We start from the raw sequence: 16,357 nt of genomic DNA on the forward strand, positions 1-16,357 counted from the left end.
CTGTCATTGCACAAAGCGTTATTCTCTCCTGGATGCACGTCACCCACGCGCCCCGCTCGAACGGGCGGCGCGGGCGTGCTCTCCGCGCAGGCGGAGGTGATCCGTCCACAGTTCTGCCTCTGGGAGTCCCGTGTACCCACCCGTCCGGAACGACGCGCCTGCACCCTCCCGCCCGTCGCCCGCCACCCTGCGCTCCCGCACCAGCCTGCGCGGCCGCCCGGCCTCGGCCCGGCAGATCTCCACCGGCCTGGAACTGTTGCGCACCCTGCTCCGCAGCCAGCTCGCCACCTCACCCCAACTGGTGCCCGCCGGAGTCCCGTTCGGCCAGCAGCCGCAGCCGGCCGGTCTCGCCCTGCGCACCACGGCCGCCGGCTCCACCGGAACCGGCTCGCGCGGACGGACCGGAGCCACCGGCAGCAGCGGCCGCAGCCGGGCACGGACGGCCCCGGCTCCCGGCTACGAGACCGAGCACAACCCGATCATGGAGCTGGTCGAGCGGGCCCAGGCCGGCGAGAGCGACGCCTTCGGCAGCCTCTACGACCACTACGCGGACACCGTCTACCGCTACATCTACTACCGGGTCGGGAGCCGGGCCACCGCCGAGGACCTCACCAGCGAGACCTTCCTCCGCGCCCTGCGCCGGATCGGCACCTTCACCTGGCAGGGCCGCGACTTCGGCGCCTGGCTGGTGACCATCGCCCGCAACCTGGTGGCCGACCACTTCAAGTCCAGCCGGTTCCGGCTGGAGGTCACCACCGGGGAGATGCTCGACTCCAACGAGTGCGAACGCAGCCCGGAGGACTCGGTGCTGGAGTCGCTCTCCAACGCGGCGCTGCTGGACGCGGTGCGGCGGCTCAACCCGCAGCAGCAGGAGTGCGTCACGCTCCGCTTCCTGCAGGGACTCTCGGTGGCCGAGACGGCCCGGATCATGGGCAAGAACGAGGGCGCCATCAAGACGCTCCAGTACCGCGCGGTACGGACGCTGGCCCGGCTGCTGCCGCCCGACGCGCGGTGAGCGGCGCGAAGACCGGGGGCGGTGCCGCGGACGGCACCGGCGAGATATCCGGCGGGCCGTCACCGACGGCGGCGGTCCGACACGTCCGGGTGAACGGTCGATCCGATGATCAGCCGTGCGTAACCGACCGCCCGCACCGCTCGTTGGCCAGCGTGCAAGCCTCCACCAGGCGTACGGTCAAGTCGAATTGCGACCTCTCACCCGATGGAGTGGCTTTGGCCCGCCGAGGCAACCGTCCGGCAGGCCGGGGTGTCGACAACGACGAAGGGAGGTGTGGCCCGTGACGGCAAACGTGCTGGAGCACCGGCGGGCGAAGGCCTTCGCCGAGGCGCTGGAGGCCCACCAGGCAGAGGAACACGGCGCCGCCGGTTCCGCGGCGGCCAACGCCGCTTCCACCGGCGCCGGTTCGGCCGCGATGGCGGAGCTGGTCGGCATGGTCGGCGCACTCGGCGCGCTGCCCGGACCGGCACTGGACCAGGAGGTCCGAACGGTCCAACGCGCTCAGCTGATGGCCGCGTTCGAGCAGGTCTTCGCCGGTGGGCCGGGTGCCGCGGTGCCCCGCCAGCGCGGCCACCGGGCAGTCCGGACCGCCCCGCGCGGCCGCTGGAGCCGCCGGTTCGCGATCGGCGGCCTGGTCGCCGGGCTCGCCGTCGGCAGCCTCGCCGGCGCGGCCGCCGCGAGCGCCAACGCCCTCCCCGGGGACACGCTGTACGGCATGAAGCGCGGTCTGGAAGGGCTCCGGCTCGACCTCGCGGACACCGACAGCGAGCGCGGCGAGCTGCTGCTGGACAACGCGGCCACCCGGCTCGGCGAGGCGAAGAGCCTGGTCGGCCGGACGGACCCGGGCGGCTCGCTCAGCCCGGGCACCGTCGACCAGGTCCGCAGGGCGCTCGACGACATGCACGCCGACGCCCTCAAGGGCCGCGACCTGCTGCGCTCGGTCTACCGCAGCAACGGCTCGCTGGACCCGATGCGGGCCCTGGCCGGTTTCGCCCAGGACGAGGACGGCCACTGGACGGAGCTGCAGAGCAAGCTGCCCGTCCAGCTGACCTCGCAGGCCCACCTGGTGGACCAGCTGTTCGACGACATAAGCGAGGACGTCGCGCCCCTGCGACTGGCCCAGCCTCCCGCCAAGAGCGGTGGACCGGCCGGCAGCGGGGCGGGCGGCGGCGCGGGCCATCCGGCCGACGGCGGCTCGCAGGGCGACGCCCCGGCCGTCGGCGGCAACGCCGCACCGGGCGCCGGGACGGCCCAGGGCGGCGCGGGCAGCGCGAACGGTGGCAAGCCCGGCAGCACCGAGCGGGCACCGTCCGCCGGGGCGAGCACGCCCGGTGGCGGCGCCGGTGCGCCCAGCAGCGCACCGAGCAACGCGGCGGGCGCGGTCGGCGGGCTGGTCGACAACCTCACCAACGGGCTGACCGGTCCGAAGCCCTCGCCGAGCGCGGACCCGGCACCGGACCAGGCGGCCCCGCAGCCGTCCGGCTCGCCCAGTGCCGCGCCCGGCACGGCACCGCAGGGTGTCGACGTGCCGCCGCTGATCCCCGGGCTGCTGCCCGGTCTGCGGATCCTCGGCGGCTGAACGGGCTGCATCGGCTGCATCAGCTCGACCGGCCGGACGGGCCGATCCGGCCGGTCGACCGGATGGTCGACGGGCCGGTGGTGCGGTACGGCGTGAGCCGCCCCGCACCACCGGCCCGTCGACGCGGGAGGGGTCCGGCGGTATCCGCCGGGCCCCTCCCGCGTCCGTGCCTCACGGGCACCGGCGGACAACCTCAGAAGAACACCGAACGCCGCTGCACCAGCAGCTTGTAGAGGGTGTGCTGGATGGTCTCGCGCACCTCGTCGGCGAGGTCGAAGGTCAGCATCGGATCGTCCGCCGCCTCCACCGGGTGGCCGTCGGTGGCGATCGGCTCGCCGAACTGGATCGTCCACTTGGTCGGCAGCGGCACCGCGCCGAGCGGCCCGAGCCACGGGAAGGTCGGCGTCACCGGCACGTACGGCAGCCCCAGCAGCCGGGCCAGCGTCCGGAAGTTGCCGATCATCGGATAGGTCTCCTCCGCCCCGACGATCGCGCAGGGGACGATCGGCACCCGGGCCCGCAGCGCCGAGGAGACGAAGCCGCCGCGCCCGAAGCGCTGCAGCTTGTACCGCTCGGAGAACGGCTTGCCGATGCCCTTGAAGCCCTCCGGCCAGACCCCGACCAGCTCGCCGCGCTCCAGCAGCGCCTGGGCGTCCTCGTTGCAGGCCAGCGTGTGACCGGCCTTGCGGGCCAGCTCGTTGATGCCGGGCAGCACGAACACCAGGTCGGCGGCGAGCATCCGCAGGTACCGCCGGCTCGGGTGGTGGTCGTGGATGGCGACCTGGGTCATCAGGGCGTCCAACGGGATCGTCCCGGAGTGGTTGGCGACGATCAGCGCGCCGCCCTCGGCCGGGATGTTCTCGATCCCGCGCACCTCGACCCGGAAGTACTTCTCGGCGAGCGGGCGCAGCAGCGAGAGCAGCACCTCCTCGGTGAGCTCGCGGTCGAAGCCGAACTCGTCCACCTCGTAGTCACCGGTGACCCGGCGGCGCAGGAAGGCGAGGCGCTCGGCGGCCCGGCCCTCCCAGCCCTTGCCGAACAGCCGGGTGGCGGCCGGGCCGAGCCGGCCGGCCAGCGCCCCGCCGACGGCGTCGGCGAGCTGGTCGGCCAGGCCGGCGGGGCGGTCGGGCTCGCTCCAGCTCGGCGCGGACTCGATCGGGATGACCTTGGCCTGGCCCGGCGCGTTCTCGGCAGCGGCACTCATCGCGGGTTCAGCTCCTGGGTCGGCTGGCATGGGAACGGGCGGCCCGCGCGTACTCCGGCCCGAGCAGCGCGGCCAGCCCGTCGGTGACGGCGGCGAGCCGCGCGGGCGGCAGCAGGCCGGCCGACTGGGCGGCGGCGAAGTCGGCGAAGGCCTCGGCGGTGGTGAACCGCGGCCGGTAGCCGAAGGTCTCGCGCAGCCGGGCGGTGTCCACCACCCGGCCGTGGGTGAGCAGCCGCAGCTGCTCCGGCGAGAAGTCGACCATCCTGGTCTGCCGGGCCAGCGCCGCCATCCAGCTGATCGCGGGCCGCAGCAGCGGCAGGGTCGGCCGGCCGAGCCGGCGGGCGCACTGGGAGAGCAGCAGGACGCCCTCCCCCGCCACGTTGAAGGTGCCGGTGTTGACGGTGCCCGGCTCCGGCGGCAGCGCCGCCCGGCAGAGCACCTCGACGACGTCGTCCTCGTGGGCGAACTGCAGCCGGGGGTCGTAGCCGAGGACGGTGGGCAGGACCGGCAGCGCGAAGTACTCGACGAGCGGGGTGTCCGCGCCGGGGCCGACGATGTTGGCGAACCGCAGGACGGTCACCGCGACGTCGGGGCGGCGGCGGGCGAAGCCGCGGACGTAGCCCTCGACCTCCACCGCGTCCTTGGCGAAGCCGCCGCCCGGCAGATTCTTGGGCTGGGTCCGCTCGGTGAACACGGCCGGGTCGCGCGGCGCCGAGCCGTACACGCCGGTGGTCGACTTCACCACCAGCCGGCGCACTCCGGGGGCCTTCTGGCAGGCACCGAGCAGCTGCATGGTGCCGATGACGTTGGACTCCTTGACCGAGGAGCGGTTCGTGGAGCCCAGTCCGGTGGCACTGACGGCGAGGTGGACGACGGTGTCGACCCGGTGCTCGGCGATCACCCGGGCGACCGCCGGGCGGCGCAGGTCCAGCTGGTGGAAGCGGTACGGGGCGGCGGGGCCGTCCGGTTCCTCGACGGGGTGCCGGGGCGGCTGCACGTCCACGCCGACCACCAGGTCGACGTCGGGCCGGCGGCGGAGCTCCGCGACGAACCGGGCTCCGAGGTGGCGCGCCACGCCGGTGACGAGCACGACCATGCCCACAGTGCTGCACCCCATTCCTCGGCCTCGGCGGGCCTGCGTGCACCGTACCGCGCCGCCGTGGCGGGCCGTGAGACGACACCGCCCGCCCGGGCCACGAGGGCCTGGACGGGCGGTGGAAGCACCGGGCGCGCAGGGCGCGGCGGGCGCTTACTTCTTGTTGCGACGCTGCACGCGGGTGCGCTTCAGAAGCTTGCGGTGCTTCTTCTTGGCCATACGCTTACGACGCTTCTTGATGACAGAGCCCACGGAACAACCCTCGCTCACTGAGACTCCCGTCCGTGAGAGACGGAGTCCATACGACTGACGGAGGGCCTAGCCTACCGTCCACGCGGCCAGGGCCGTAATCGTGCTCCCCGGACCGGGAAACTCGCGGGAAATCCGCGGCAAACGAGCGCGGGGGCCACCGGCTGTGACCCCCGCCCACGTCAGCCGAGTCCTACGCGCTTTCGAGCCGCACGTAGGACTCCTTGAGGTACTCGTGCACCGCCTGCTGGGGCACCCGGAAGGACCGACCGACCCGGATGGCCGGCAGCTCTCCGCTGTGCACCAATCGGTACACCGTCATCTTGGACACCCGCATGACCGCGGCCACTTCGGCCACGGTCAGGAAGACGACTTCCTGCAGGGGGCGTTCGCCGGAACTCATGACCATCACCCGACCCTTACCCGTGTGCAAGGCACCGGCTTCCCCTCCGGTGACTCCACCGGCACACGTGTATCCCCAGAGTAGTTATGGGTGGTACCAGTGGGAAGAGGGAGAAGCCCAGTCCTCGTACGGTGAGAGATAGTCCTGTTGCATTACGTAGTCACTCGGCGGTCTGTCGCAGGGGTCGTGCGCACCGCCCGGCGCCTCCACAACCGGGGGCCGGGATTCAGGGCAGCAGGCCGTGGTGCGGCAGCACGGCGCGGCGGCTGGCCAGGATCGCCTGGTCGAGGCGGTCGGCCGGATCGTATCCCGCGTCGAAGTCCCGCCAGACCGGCCGGGCGCCGTCGGTCATCCGCAGCGGGGCCGGCCGGCGGGTGCGCCGGTAGACCTCGGCGCGCCAGGCCTCCGGGGTCTCGGTGGCCGGGTCGACGGGCCGGCCGGCGGCGGTGGCGACCAGATGGGTCCAGGTCCGCGGGACGACGTCCACGACGGCGTACCCGCCGCCGCCCAGCGCGATCCAGCGGCCGTCGGCGTGCTCGTGGGCCAGGGCGTGCAGTTCCTCGGCGATCATCCGCTGGGCGTCCACGGTGACGGCGAGGTGGGCGAGCGGGTCCTCCAGGTGGGTGTCCGCGCCGTGCTGGGTGACCAGCACCTGCGGGCGGAAGGCGGCCAGCAGTTCGGGCACCAGGGCGTGGAAGGCGCGCAGCCAGCCGGAGTCACCGGTACCGGCCGGCAGCGGCAGGTTGGCCGCCGAGCCGGGCGCGGCCGGGCCGCCGGTCTCGGTGGCCCAGCCGGTCTGCGGGAAGAGCGTGGCGGGGTGCTCGTGCAGCGAGACGGTGAGCACCCGGGGGTCGTCCCAGAACGCCTGCTGGACGCCGTCCCCGTGGTGGACGTCCACGTCGACGTAGGCGACCCGCTCGGCGCCGAGTTCGAGCAGCCGGGCGATGGCGAGCGCGGGGTCGTTGTAGATGCAGAAGCCGGACGCCCGGGCGGGCATCGCGTGGTGCAGTCCGCCCGCGAAGTTGACGGCGTGCGGGGTCTCGCCGCGCCAGACCGCCTCGGCGGCGGCGACCGACTGCCCGGCGATCAGCGCGGAGGCGGAGTGGACGGCGGGGAAGGCCCAGTTGTCGTCGGTGCCGAGCCCGTGCCGCAGGTCCACCTCCTCGGGGTGGGCGGCCGCGTGCTTGACCGCCGCGACGTACTCCCGGGTGTGCACCAGCCGCAGGGTGGAGTCGCCGGCGGGCGGTGCGGACCGGACGGTGACGCCGGGCCCCGCGCTCAGCCCGAGGGACTCCACCAGGCGCATGGTGAGCGCCAGCCGGTCCGGGTCCATCGGGTGGCCGGGACCGAAGTCGTAGGCGGTGACGGCCTCGTCCCAGAAGAGGTGCAGGCCGCAGGGGGTGTCACGCTCGGCTTCGGGCATGGCGTCCACGGTAGTGCGTGCGCGCGCCGCGACCGCCGCCAGGTCACACCCCCGGGGGTCGGTGAACTGCCCGCCCGGGCGCGGGCCTACCTCCGGGAGAGCCGGGCGGCCGGGCCCGGCGCGGGTGTCGGTACGGGCGCGGCGGCGACGCCGGTGCGGCCCGCCAGCCGGCAGCCGAGGCAGTCGGCGTGGCCGGCCCGGGCGGCGGTGTCCCGGGTGCGCCAGTGCCGGCCGCCGGCCGGGCGGGGCCCGGTGGCCTTGCCCCAGCCCGCGAGGTGCAGCAGCCAGGCGGCGGGCGCCCCGGCCGCGGCGACGGCGAGGCCGGTCCAGAACGCGGCGGCCGAGCCCGCCGCGAAGGCCACCCCGGCGACCGCGCTGCCGGCGATCGCGATCGCGACACCCGTCCAGCCGGCGACGGTGTGACCCATGTCGTGCTCGTCGTGTGCGCCCATGTCTCCCTCTTTGGTGTGATGGGGTTCCGCTGTGATGGGCTTCGCGGACGGTCGGCGCGCCCGGGGAGCGGGCCGCGACCGATGTTTTATCTCGCGAGCTAAGTAACTTAGATACTAAGGAGATGCTCCGTGGAGGGCAAGCCGCGCCCGCGGGCGACGACCGAGCAGGCGCAGTACGCGATGGACCGGATGATCGCGCTCGCCCAGTTCGGACAGCAGGACGTCGCCGCCCGGCTCGGGCTGAACGTCACCGACCTCACCTGCCTCGGCTTCGTCATCGAGGCGGCCATGGCCGGGGAGCCGCTCGCCGCCGGCGACCTCGCCGAGCGGGCGCAGCTCACCACCGGCGCGGTGACGGGCGTGCTCAACCGGCTGGAGAAGTCCGGGTACGCCCGCCGCGAGGCCGACCCGGCCGACCGCCGCCGGGTACGGGTGGTGATGGAGGACTCCGCGCAGGCCCGCATCCTCCAGGTCTACGGCCCGATGTACGAGCGGTTCGGCCGCCTGTTCGCCGACTACACCCCGGACGAGATCGCCGTGCTCGCGGACTGGTTCACCCGCGCCAAGGCCCTGATGCGGGAGTCGCTGGACGAGATCCGCGAAGGCTGAGCGCCACGCGGCGCGGCGCCGCCGTCAGGCCCGCGCCGGGACGAGCGCCGGGGCGGGGGCGAAGCGGTCGGCCAGCGGGAGGACGGCGAGCACCAGGAGCATCGGGGCGAGCAGCGCCCAGCGGTACGAACTGGCGTCGGCGATCGCGCCCACCAGCGGCGAACCGATCAGGAAGCCCACGTAGTTGAAGAGGTTGAGCCGGGCCACGGCGGCGTCCGAGTCGTCCGGGAGGAGCCGCCCGCCGGCCGCGAAGACCTGCGGGATGATCGCGCAGATCCCGAAGCCGAGCACGGTGAACCCGGCGATGCCGGCGGCCGCACCGGGCGCGGCGGCGGCGATCGCGAAGCCCAGCGCGGCCAGCGCGGCGCCGCCGCGGACCACCGGGACGGCGCCCCAGCGCTGCACCGCGCGGTCGCCCAGCGCACGGCCGAGCAGCATCGCCACCATGTAGCCGAGGTAGGACAGCTTCGCCACGTCCTCGGCGCTGCCCAGGCCGTCGGTGAGGTACTTGACGCTGTAGTTGGAGACCGAGGCGTCGGCGATGTACGCGAAGGCCATCGCCAGGCAGAGCGGCAGCAGCGGCCGCCACGGGACGCTCCGGGCCGCGGCCTCGGCGGCCTCCCGGACGGCGTCACCGAGCTCGGCGGGCCCGGCGAACCGCGTCCCGGCCAGCACCGCGAGCGGGGCGATCACCACGGCGGCCGTCCCGAACAGCACGGGCAGGCCGAGGTGGTAGTGCGAACCGAGGCCGGTGACCACCGTGCCGAGGATGCCGCCGAGGCTGAACGCGGCGTGGAAGCCGAGCATGATCGAGCGCCCGTAGCGGCGCTGCAGGCCGACCCCGAGCATGTTCATACTGGCGTCCAGCGCGCCGACCAGCAGGCCGAACGCGCCGAGCGCGAGCGCGAGTTGCCAGAGCGTGCGGCCGAACCCGGCGCCGGCCAGGCTGAGGCAGACGGCGGGCTGGACGACCCGCAGCACCGCCCGCGCGCCGGCCCGCCGCACCAGCTGCTCGGAGACGATCGACCCGACGCCGGCCAGGATCGGCACGGCGGCCAGGAAGACCGGCAGCAGCGCGTCGCTCAGCCCGTACCGGTCCTGGATCTCGGGGATGCAGGTGACCAGCAGCGCGAAGGTGACGCCCTGGAGCAGGAAGCTCGCGGTGAGCGCGGCCCGGCCCGCCCGCAGCCGTGGCGGTGCCGCGGCACCGGGCGCCGTCCCGATCTTCACGCACACCTCGCTACTGGCCGGTACAACGATGTTGGCGAGAGCGTAGGGGGTGGCGCGGCTTTTGGGGAGGGGGTGCGCACGCCGGTACGGGCCCGGCCGCTCAGCCGAGCAGCGCGGCGGCCTCGGCGAGGTCCCCGATCAGCCCGGTGGCGCCCGCCGCCGTCAGCCGCGCCGGGTCGGTGAGCGCCGTGTAGCCGTAGACGTCCATCCCGGCCGCCCGGGCGGCCAGCACGCCGTTGACGCTGTCCTCCAGCACCAGGCAGCGGGCCGGGTCGACGCCGAGGGCGCGGGCGGCGTGCAGGAAGAGGTCGGGGGCCGGCTTGCCGACGCCGACGTCCTGCGCGCTGAAGATCCGCTCCTCGGCGAAGTACCCGCGCAGACCGGTGACGTCGAGGGCGGTGCGGATCCACGCGTGGTGCGCCGAGGAGGCCAGGCAGAACGGCACGGAGCGCTGCCCGAGTTCCTTCAGCAGCGTCTCCGCGCCCCGCACGGCGGTGAGTTCGGCGTCGAAGGCGGCGAACACCCGGCCGTGGAACAGCTCGTCGAAGCCCTCCGGCAGCTTCGCGCCGTCGTGCCGCTCGGCGATCACGTCGTGGATCCGGTGGGCCGCGGTGCCCATGAAGTCCCGGTAGGAGTCCTCGATCGTGGTCGGGTAGCCGAGTTCGGTGAGGTACTCGGCGAGCAACCGGTTGGAGAGCGGCTCGCTGTCCACCAGCACGCCGTCGTTGTCGAAGATCACCAGGTCGTAGGCCATGCGGCCGAGCCTACTGGGCGGCCTACCGGCCGCCGGAGGCCAGCTCCCGGGAGCGGTCCCGGGCCGCCTCCAGGGCGCCCAGCAGCGCGGCCCGCACCCCGTGGTTCTCCAGCTCGCGGATGGCCGCGATGGTGGTGCCGGCCGGCGAGGTGACCGCCTCGCGCAGCTTCACCGGGTGCTCGCCGGAGTCCCGCAGCATCACCGAGGCGCCGATCGCGGACTGCACGATCAGGTCGTGCGCCACGTGCCGGGGCAGGCCGAGCAGGATGCCGGCGTCCGTCATCGCCTCGACCAGGAAGTAGAAGTACGCCGGGCCCGAACCGGAGAGCGCGGTCGCCGCGTCCTGCTGGGACTCCGGCAGCCGCAGCGCCTTGCCGACCGAGCGGAAGATCTCCTCGGCCCGCTCCAGGTGCGCCTCGGTCGCGTGCGAGCCGCCGGAGATCACGCTCATGCCCTCGTCCACCAGGACGGGCGTGTTGGGCATCACCCGGACCACCGGGGTACCGGGCGCCAGTCGCTCCTCGAACCAGGCGGTGGGGATGCCGGCCGCGGCCGAGATGACCAGCCGGTCCGCGCCGACGTGCGGCGCCAGTTCGTCCAGCAGGGTGCCCATGTCCTGCGGCTTCACCGCGAGGATCAGGGTGTCGGCGAGCTTGGCGGCCTCGTGGTTGGCCACCACGCCGACGCCGTACTTCGCGGCCAGCTCGGCGGCCCGCTCCGGCCGGCGGGCGGTCACCAGGACGTCCGCCGGGTCCTTGCCGGCCCGCAGCAGACCGGAGAGCAGGGCCTCCCCGATCTTGCCCGTCCCGAGGAAAGCGATCTTCTGCCCGTGCGCCGCGCCGCTGCCCATGCCCGCTCCTTGCATCCGTTCCTGCCGCCATCCTCGCACCGCTCCCGCGCCCGCGGCGGGACCGTCCACCCTGCGGAAGTGCACGGCGGCGTCCGCCCCGGGACCGGGCCCGGGGGCGTCCGCCCTAGGGAGAAACTCGGGGTTCTCCCCTATGGCTTCGGGCCGTGCGCGGGCGCACCGTGGAGGCATGGCACACGGAGAGATGTCCCGACGTGAGAACCGGCAAGCCGCCGTCGCCGCCGCGACGCTGGGGCCGTGGCGGACGGCCGCGGGAGTCGGTGCGGTGGTGGGGGCGACCGCCCTGGGGATCGACGCGATCACCGGCGACTGGTCGCTGAGCATGCTGGCCGGACCGGCCGGCTGGGCCCTGTTCTTCTTCTTCCTGGTCGGCACGGTGGGCGGCCAGCTGCGCAAGGACACCACCGACCGGCGGCTGCGCCGGTGGGCGGACGCGCATCCGTGGAAGTCGGCGCTGCCGGCCGCGGGCGGGCTGCTGGTGCTGAACATGCTGGCGCAGACGATCCTCGGGGACGCGGGCCTGTTCGGCGCGTTCTTCCTCTCGCTGCTGCCGGCCGGTCTCCTGCTGGCCGTCGCGGGCGTGGTCGGCTCGGTGAAGCAGGCCCGCGGCAAGGGCTGAGCACCGGCCCGCGAGCCGGACAAAACGGGGTGATTCCCGCACGCCGCACCCGAGTTCACCACACGGTGTGCCCCCGATCGATTCCCTGTCACACCCCGTCGGCATACTGGCGCGATGCCGATAGCCGAAGATCCAGAACCGCGCCCGTCCGAGGGCCGGGCCCCGGACGGGGCGGACCCGTCCGGAGCGGGCGGGAAGGACCCGTTCGCCGACCTCGTCCTGGACGAGGAGTTCGTCCGCGGGGCCGCCGTCAAGGAGCCCGCGGGCCGCACCCGGATGCTCTCCGCCCGGTGGCAGCACACCCCGCCGGTCGACCCGGGCGGCCGGCGCTCGGTGAACGACGGCCCGAGGAAGGCCGGGCGCTTCGGGCGCGCCCCGAAGCCGGTCGACCCCTGGGGCAACGCCCGCCCGCGGCCGCGGTGGCAGGCGCCGCTGTACGTGCTGCTGACGGTGGTCGTGCTGCTGGGCGCGCTCAACGTCGACGGCGTGCGCTCCTGGTTCTCGACGACCTTCGGCGCCGCCCCGGACCGGTCCGGCACGTCCGCCGCGCCGGTCGCCCCGGAGACCGCGCGGCCGACCGGCGCGCCCTCACCGGTCGACGAGGAGCAGCCCACCGTCGACCGCCCGTGGGCCGGCTCCCCCGCCAAGGACTGGCCGACCACGATGGACGCCTTCGACCTGCCGCAGGCCCCCGGCGCCATCGGGGTGTTCGGCGCCGAGCAGGCGGCCGCCCAGGTCAAGCTGGTGAAGGACTACCTGGCGGCGGCCAACCTGGATCCGAAGGTGATCGCGGGCGGCCGGCCGGACGCCGCGCTGGCGATGCTGGAGCGGGAGAGCCGGGACAAGCTGGAGATCGCGCTGGCCCGCCCCAGCAAGGAGGACGACCCCACCTCGGCGTTCGACCGCTTCGATCCGCGCGAGGCGGTCCAGGTGGCCGACGGGGTCAGGCTGCAGGGCCGGATCAGCGTCGAGGGCGACGGCGAGAAGGGGGTGGTGGTGCACACCGACTTCACCTACGTCTACGCGCTGCGTCCCGGCCCGGAGGCGGCCCAGCGCGCCACGGCCCAGCGGCCGACGCCGGGCGCCCCGGCGCAGTCCCCGCGGTCGGCGCCGCCCGCGGCGCCCGCGCCCGGGGACGGCGCGGTCAAGCCGGTCGGCCTGCTGCTCCCGGTGGCCGACGTCCCCGGGGACACCCGGACCGCCCGCACCATCGTGCGCAAGACGGAGGACTTCCGGTTCTACGACCCGGGCAAGTACCAGAACAGCCCGAAGAAGATCAACTTCGGCAAGCGCCGGTCCGAGGTCGGCAACACCGCCTGCGAGGTCTACGACGGCTTCCTCCACCCGCGGTTCCCCCAGTTCGCCCAGCCGGACCCGGAGCGGACCGGACCGGCCACCGACCCGTACGACCGCTCCAAGGAGCTGACCGTGCGGGGCGAGTGCGGCACGATCACCCGCAGCTGACCGCTCAGCGCTTGCGCCCGCCCCGGCCCGGCGCCGCCTTCTTCGCGCCGGGCCGGCCGCCGCGGCCCGCCTGCCGCCGCCCGTACTGGGCGGTGGCGCGCTCGTACCGGGCGCGCTTGACGGCCTCGCCGGGGGCCTCGACCAGGCCGCGCAGGAAGTAGGCGAACAGCGCGCCGACCCCGCCGATGACCCAGACCACGCCGAGCGACTTGTCCTCGGCCATCCAGCCGGTCAGCTGGTCCCTGCCCTCGCTGAGCAGCTTCCAGTTGCGCAGCCCGGCCAGGCAGGAGCAGATCGCCACGGCGGCGACCAGCAGGCCGTTGACGAACCCGCCGTTGTCGGACAGCTGGACGCCCTCGACGGCGAAGCGCAGGACGAACGCCCCGGCCACCGCCGCGAGCAGGGCGCCGAGCGGCACCACGACCCGGCGCAGCCGGTAGTCGGTGCCACGGCCGACCCAGCTGGTGCCGAACCAGCGGATCGGTTCCGGCTCGGGGGCGCCGGCGGGCCTGGGGGTGGGGGTGGGGTCCTCGTTCACACGGCCGATTATCACCCGGCGCCCCGCCCGCGAGACAGCATCCGGCGGCCGACGCGGGAGGAGCCGTCCCGCCCGGGGCGGAACGGCTCCTCGTGGCGCGGGGGTGTCAGCCGAGCTTGGAGACGTCGCGGACGGCGCCCTTGTCGGCGGAGGTGGCCATCGCGGCGTAGGCCCGCAGCGCCTGGCTGACCTGGCGCTCGCGGTTCTTCGGACGGTAGCCGCCCGCGGCCTCCAGCTTCAGCCGGCGCTCGTGCAGCACCTCGGCGGGGACCTCCAGCGAGATCGTCCGGCCGGGGATGTCGATGGCGACGATGTCGCCGTCCTCGACCAGCGCGATGGTGCCGCCGGAGGCGGCCTCCGGGGAGGCGTGGCCGATCGACAGGCCCGAGGTGCCGCCCGAGAAGCGGCCGTCGGTGACCAGGGCGCAGGCCTTGCCGAGCCCCCGGCCCTTGAGGAACGAGGTCGGGTAGAGCATCTCCTGCATGCCGGGGCCGCCCTTGGGGCCCTCGTAGCGGATGACGACGACGTCGCCCTCCTTGATCCGCTTGGTGAGGATCGCGTCGACGGCGTCCTCCTGGGACTCGACGACGACCGCGGGGCCGCTGAAGGTCCAGATCGACTCGTCGACACCGGCGGTCTTCACGATGCAGCCGTCCTCGGCGAGGTTGCCGTACAGCACGGCCAGGCCGCCCTCGACCGAGTAGGCGTGCTCGACGCTGCGGATGCAGCCATTGGCGGCGTCGGTGTCCAGCGACTCCCAGCGCTCGGACTGGGAGAAGGCCTCGGCGGAGCGGACGCAGCCGGGGGCGGCGTGCCAGAGCTCGACGGCCTCGGCGGACGGCGAGCCGCCGCGGACGTCCCAGGTCTTCAGCCACTCGGCGAGCGAGTCAGAGTGGACGGTGGTCACGTCCTCGTGGAGCATGCCGCCGCGGTAGAGCTCGCCGAGGATGGCGGGGATGCCGCCGGCCCGGTGGACGTCCTCCATGTAGTAAGAGCCGTTGGGCGCGACCTTGGAGAGGCAGGGCACCCGGCGGGAGACCGCGTCGATGGCCCGCAGGTCGAAGTCCAGCTCGGCCTCCTGGGCGGCGGCGAGCAGGTGCAGGATGGTGTTGGTCGAGCCGCCCATCGCGATGTCCAGCGCCATGGCGTTCTCGAACGCGGACCGGGTGGCGATCGAGCGGGGCAGGACGCTGTAGTCGTCCTGCTGGTAGTGCCGGTTGGTGATCTCGACGACGGTCCGCCCGGCCTTCTCGTACAGCGCCCGGCGGGCGGTGTGGGTGGCGAGCACCGAGCCGTTGCCGGGCAGCGAGAGGCCGATCGCCTCGGTCAGGCAGTTCATCGAGTTGGCGGTGAACATGCCCGAGCAGGACCCGCAGGTCGGGCAGGCGTTCTCCTCGATGATCGCGATGTCCTCGTCGGAGACGTTCTCGTTGACCGCCTGGGAGATCGCGTCGACCAGGTCCAGCCTGCGCACGGTGCCGTCGACCAGGGTGGCCTTGCCGGCCTCCATCGGGCCGCCGGAGACGAAGACGGTCGGGATGTTGAGGCGCAGGGCGGCCATCAGCATGCCCGGGGTGATCTTGTCGCAGTTGGAGATGCAGATCAGGGCGTCCGCGCAGTGCGCGTTGACCATGTACTCCACCGAGTCGGCGATCAGGTCGCGCGAGGGCAGCGAGTAGAGCATGCCGCCGTGGCCCATCGCGATGCCGTCGTCCACCGCGATGGTGTTGAACTCGCGCGGGATGCCGCCCGCCTGCTTGATCGCCTCGGAGACGATCCGGCCGACCGGCTGGAGGTGGGTGTGCCCGGGGACGAACTCGGTGAAGGAGTTGGCGACCGCGATGATCGGCTTGCCGAAGTCCTCGCGGGCTACGCCGGCGGCCCGGAGAAGCGCCCGGGCGCCTGCCATGTTGCGACCGTGGGTGACCGTACGGGACTTCAGCTCGGGCACTGTGCTCCACTCCTTCGGAGGCTGCTGGCGGCCCCGCCGGTGAGGAGGGTGCGCGGCCGCTGTGTCTTTCGAGACTACGCCCGACGTCCGGCGGGCGGACACCGCGTCCGCGATGCGGTCAGGCCGTGGCGTCCGGGGTCCGGGCCACGGTGAGGTCCAGGACGTACGGCTCGACCACCCAGCCGTCCGGGAACTCCGCCAGCAGCGCCTCGCGCTCGACGGCCAGCAGCGGCGCCCGCTCCTCGGGGGCGAGGGAGGCCAGGTAGGAGCGCGAGACCAGGTCGGTGATCACGTGGTCGACGGTGACCCGGCGCTCCCAGCGCAGCGTGGCGGTGCCGATCCGCAGGTCGTGGGGGGCGAGGCGCGAGACGATCTCGTTGACCGCGCCGTAGCCGTGGTACGTCCCGGTGAGCGCCTTGGCGAGCCGCTCGCCCATCGCCGCCACCCAGGCGACGCCGCTGTCCTTCACGTTCCACCAGGTCGCGAGCGCGCCGCCGGGGCGCAGCACCCGGATCGCCTCGGGGACGGACCGCTCGGGGTGCGTCCAGTGGAAGGCCTGGGCGTAGGTGACGAAGTCGGCCGAGCCGTCGTGGAAGGGCAGGTCGTCGCCGTCGCCCCGGACCAGCGGCAGGCCCGGCGAGGAGGTGAGGAACTGGGCGCCCATGCCGGGGGTGGGCTCGACGGCGATCACGTCCGCGCCGCGGCCGGCCAGCAGCCGGGTGGCGATACCGGTACCGGCGCCGACGTCCAGCACCCGGGCGCCCTTCAGGGTGCGGCCGGCCAGGCGCTCCAGCGCGTCGAAGAGCTCGTCGGGGTACGAGGGACGGGCCCGGTCGTACTCGGCGGCCACCGCGCCGAACGAGCCGGCGAGCCGCCGGTAGTCCGTGCTGTCCGTCATATGTC

General features: G+C 74.1%; 17 protein-coding genes. 5 read left to right on the forward strand and 12 right to left on the reverse strand.

All coding sequences use genetic code 11. The annotated features are described in order from the left end of the window. The first annotated feature begins 130 nt into the window (after positions 1–130). Together ABZ495_RS07620 and ABZ495_RS07625 are read left to right on the forward strand one after the other, a co-directional pair. A complete protein-coding gene (locus ABZ495_RS07620; protein WP_359805131.1) occupies positions 131–1,015 on the forward strand; it encodes an ECF subfamily RNA polymerase sigma factor, BldN family in 885 nt (294 codons plus the stop codon). Between the two features lie 280 nt (positions 1,016–1,295). After that, positions 1,296–2,594: a DUF5667 domain-containing protein gene (locus ABZ495_RS07625; RefSeq protein WP_359834888.1), complete on the forward strand. Its 1,299-nt coding sequence runs from the start codon at positions 1,296–1,298 to the stop codon at positions 2,592–2,594. 193 nt (positions 2,595–2,787) lie between these two features. Here ABZ495_RS07625 and ABZ495_RS07630 read toward each other — a convergent pair whose 3' ends face one another. The 6 genes from ABZ495_RS07630 to ABZ495_RS07655 all read right to left on the reverse strand — a co-directional run bounded on the left by ABZ495_RS07630 (position 2,788) and on the right by ABZ495_RS07655 (position 7,421). Then, positions 2,788–3,798, reverse strand: coding sequence for a lysophospholipid acyltransferase family protein (locus tag ABZ495_RS07630; protein ID WP_352286180.1), 1,011 nt, complete (start codon positions 3,796–3,798; stop codon positions 2,788–2,790). A gap of 7 nt (positions 3,799–3,805) precedes the next feature. Beyond that, positions 3,806–4,900 carry an NAD-dependent epimerase/dehydratase family protein gene (locus ABZ495_RS07635; RefSeq protein ID WP_359805274.1) on the reverse strand — a complete coding sequence of 365 codons (1,095 nt, stop codon included), beginning with the start codon at positions 4,898–4,900 and terminating at the stop codon, positions 3,806–3,808. Between the two features lie 147 nt (positions 4,901–5,047). Further along, positions 5,048–5,146 carry an AURKAIP1/COX24 domain-containing protein gene (locus ABZ495_RS07640; protein WP_003948845.1) on the reverse strand — a complete coding sequence of 33 codons (99 nt, stop codon included), beginning with the start codon at positions 5,144–5,146 and terminating at the stop codon, positions 5,048–5,050. 190 nt (positions 5,147–5,336) lie between these two features. After that, a complete protein-coding gene (locus tag ABZ495_RS07645; protein ID WP_148644250.1) occupies positions 5,337–5,546 on the reverse strand; it encodes a helix-turn-helix domain-containing protein in 210 nt (69 codons plus the stop codon). Positions 5,547–5,772: 226 nt separating this feature from the next. Beyond that, positions 5,773–6,969, reverse strand: coding sequence for an acetoin utilization protein AcuC (locus ABZ495_RS07650; protein WP_359834890.1), 1,197 nt, complete (start codon positions 6,967–6,969; stop codon positions 5,773–5,775). A gap of 86 nt (positions 6,970–7,055) precedes the next feature. Continuing rightward, entirely contained in the window at positions 7,056–7,421 is a 366-nt protein-coding gene (locus tag ABZ495_RS07655) for an HGxxPAAW family protein (protein WP_359834892.1), read from the reverse strand. Between the two features lie 129 nt (positions 7,422–7,550). Between ABZ495_RS07655 and ABZ495_RS07660 the strand changes: the two genes are divergently transcribed. After that, a complete protein-coding gene (locus ABZ495_RS07660) occupies positions 7,551–8,030 on the forward strand; it encodes a MarR family transcriptional regulator (protein WP_352286174.1) in 480 nt (159 codons plus the stop codon). A gap of 24 nt (positions 8,031–8,054) precedes the next feature. Here the strand turns inward: ABZ495_RS07660 and ABZ495_RS07665 are convergent, their stop codons facing one another. The 3 genes from ABZ495_RS07665 to proC form a co-directional block, all read right to left on the reverse strand. Beyond that, positions 8,055–9,260: an MFS transporter gene (locus tag ABZ495_RS07665; protein ID WP_329488316.1), complete on the reverse strand. Its 1,206-nt coding sequence runs from the start codon at positions 9,258–9,260 to the stop codon at positions 8,055–8,057. Between the two features lie 100 nt (positions 9,261–9,360). Next, positions 9,361–10,014, reverse strand: coding sequence for an HAD family hydrolase (locus ABZ495_RS07670; protein WP_329488317.1), 654 nt, complete (start codon positions 10,012–10,014; stop codon positions 9,361–9,363). A gap of 22 nt (positions 10,015–10,036) precedes the next feature. Further along, the gene (gene proC / locus ABZ495_RS07675) at positions 10,037–10,864 is read right to left on the reverse strand and encodes a pyrroline-5-carboxylate reductase (RefSeq protein WP_329488318.1); all 828 of its coding nucleotides are present in this window, start codon (positions 10,862–10,864) and stop codon (positions 10,037–10,039) included. 202 nt (positions 10,865–11,066) lie between these two features. Between proC and ABZ495_RS07680 the strand changes: the two genes are divergently transcribed. Next, positions 11,067–11,501: a hypothetical protein gene (locus ABZ495_RS07680; protein ID WP_359834893.1), complete on the forward strand. Its 435-nt coding sequence runs from the start codon at positions 11,067–11,069 to the stop codon at positions 11,499–11,501. A 114-nt stretch (positions 11,502–11,615) separates the two neighbouring features. Continuing rightward, positions 11,616–12,965, forward strand: a complete 1,350-nt coding sequence (locus tag ABZ495_RS07685) for a hypothetical protein (RefSeq protein ID WP_359834895.1) — start codon at positions 11,616–11,618, stop codon at positions 12,963–12,965. A 4-nt stretch (positions 12,966–12,969) separates the two neighbouring features. Here the strand turns inward: ABZ495_RS07685 and ABZ495_RS07690 are convergent, their stop codons facing one another. The 3 genes from ABZ495_RS07690 to ABZ495_RS07700 form a co-directional block, all read right to left on the reverse strand. After that, positions 12,970–13,503 (reverse strand): hypothetical protein, encoded by a 534-nt coding sequence (locus tag ABZ495_RS07690; protein WP_329488322.1) that lies wholly within the window; start codon positions 13,501–13,503, stop codon positions 12,970–12,972. Positions 13,504–13,609: 106 nt separating this feature from the next. Beyond that, on the reverse strand, positions 13,610–15,454 hold the full coding sequence (ilvD, locus tag ABZ495_RS07695; RefSeq protein WP_359834897.1) for a dihydroxy-acid dehydratase: 1,845 nt from the start codon (positions 15,452–15,454) through the stop codon (positions 13,610–13,612). Positions 15,455–15,572: 118 nt separating this feature from the next. After that, positions 15,573–16,352: a class I SAM-dependent methyltransferase gene (locus ABZ495_RS07700; RefSeq protein WP_359834899.1), complete on the reverse strand. Its 780-nt coding sequence runs from the start codon at positions 16,350–16,352 to the stop codon at positions 15,573–15,575. Positions 16,353–16,357: the final 5 nt, after the last annotated feature.

Origin of the sequence: Kitasatospora sp. NPDC005748 (genome assembly GCF_040630735.1) — a bacterium.
Taxonomy (GTDB): domain Bacteria; phylum Actinomycetota; class Actinomycetes; order Streptomycetales; family Streptomycetaceae; genus Kitasatospora.

What these genes read in the sequence shown, in the direction of transcription:
- ABZ495_RS07680 (WP_359834893.1), top strand. Translation starts at nt 11,067, where the DNA reads ATGTCCCGACGTGAGAACCGGCAAGCCGCCGTCGCCGCCGCGACGCTG.
- ABZ495_RS07650 (WP_359834890.1), bottom strand. Translation starts at nt 6,969, where the DNA reads ATGCCCGAAGCCGAGCGTGACACCCCCTGCGGCCTGCACCTCTTCTGG.
- ABZ495_RS07700 (WP_359834899.1), bottom strand. Translation starts at nt 16,352, where the DNA reads ATGACGGACAGCACGGACTACCGGCGGCTCGCCGGCTCGTTCGGCGCG.
- ABZ495_RS07655 (WP_359834892.1), bottom strand. Translation starts at nt 7,421, where the DNA reads ATGGGCGCACACGACGAGCACGACATGGGTCACACCGTCGCCGGCTGG.
- ABZ495_RS07670 (WP_329488317.1), bottom strand. Translation starts at nt 10,014, where the DNA reads ATGGCCTACGACCTGGTGATCTTCGACAACGACGGCGTGCTGGTGGAC.
- ABZ495_RS07645 (WP_148644250.1), bottom strand. Translation starts at nt 5,546, where the DNA reads ATGAGTTCCGGCGAACGCCCCCTGCAGGAAGTCGTCTTCCTGACCGTG.
- ABZ495_RS07685 (WP_359834895.1), top strand. Translation starts at nt 11,616, where the DNA reads ATGCCGATAGCCGAAGATCCAGAACCGCGCCCGTCCGAGGGCCGGGCC.
- proC (WP_329488318.1), bottom strand. Translation starts at nt 10,864, where the DNA reads ATGGGCAGCGGCGCGGCGCACGGGCAGAAGATCGCTTTCCTCGGGACG.
- ABZ495_RS07630 (WP_352286180.1), bottom strand. Translation starts at nt 3,798, where the DNA reads ATGAGTGCCGCTGCCGAGAACGCGCCGGGCCAGGCCAAGGTCATCCCG.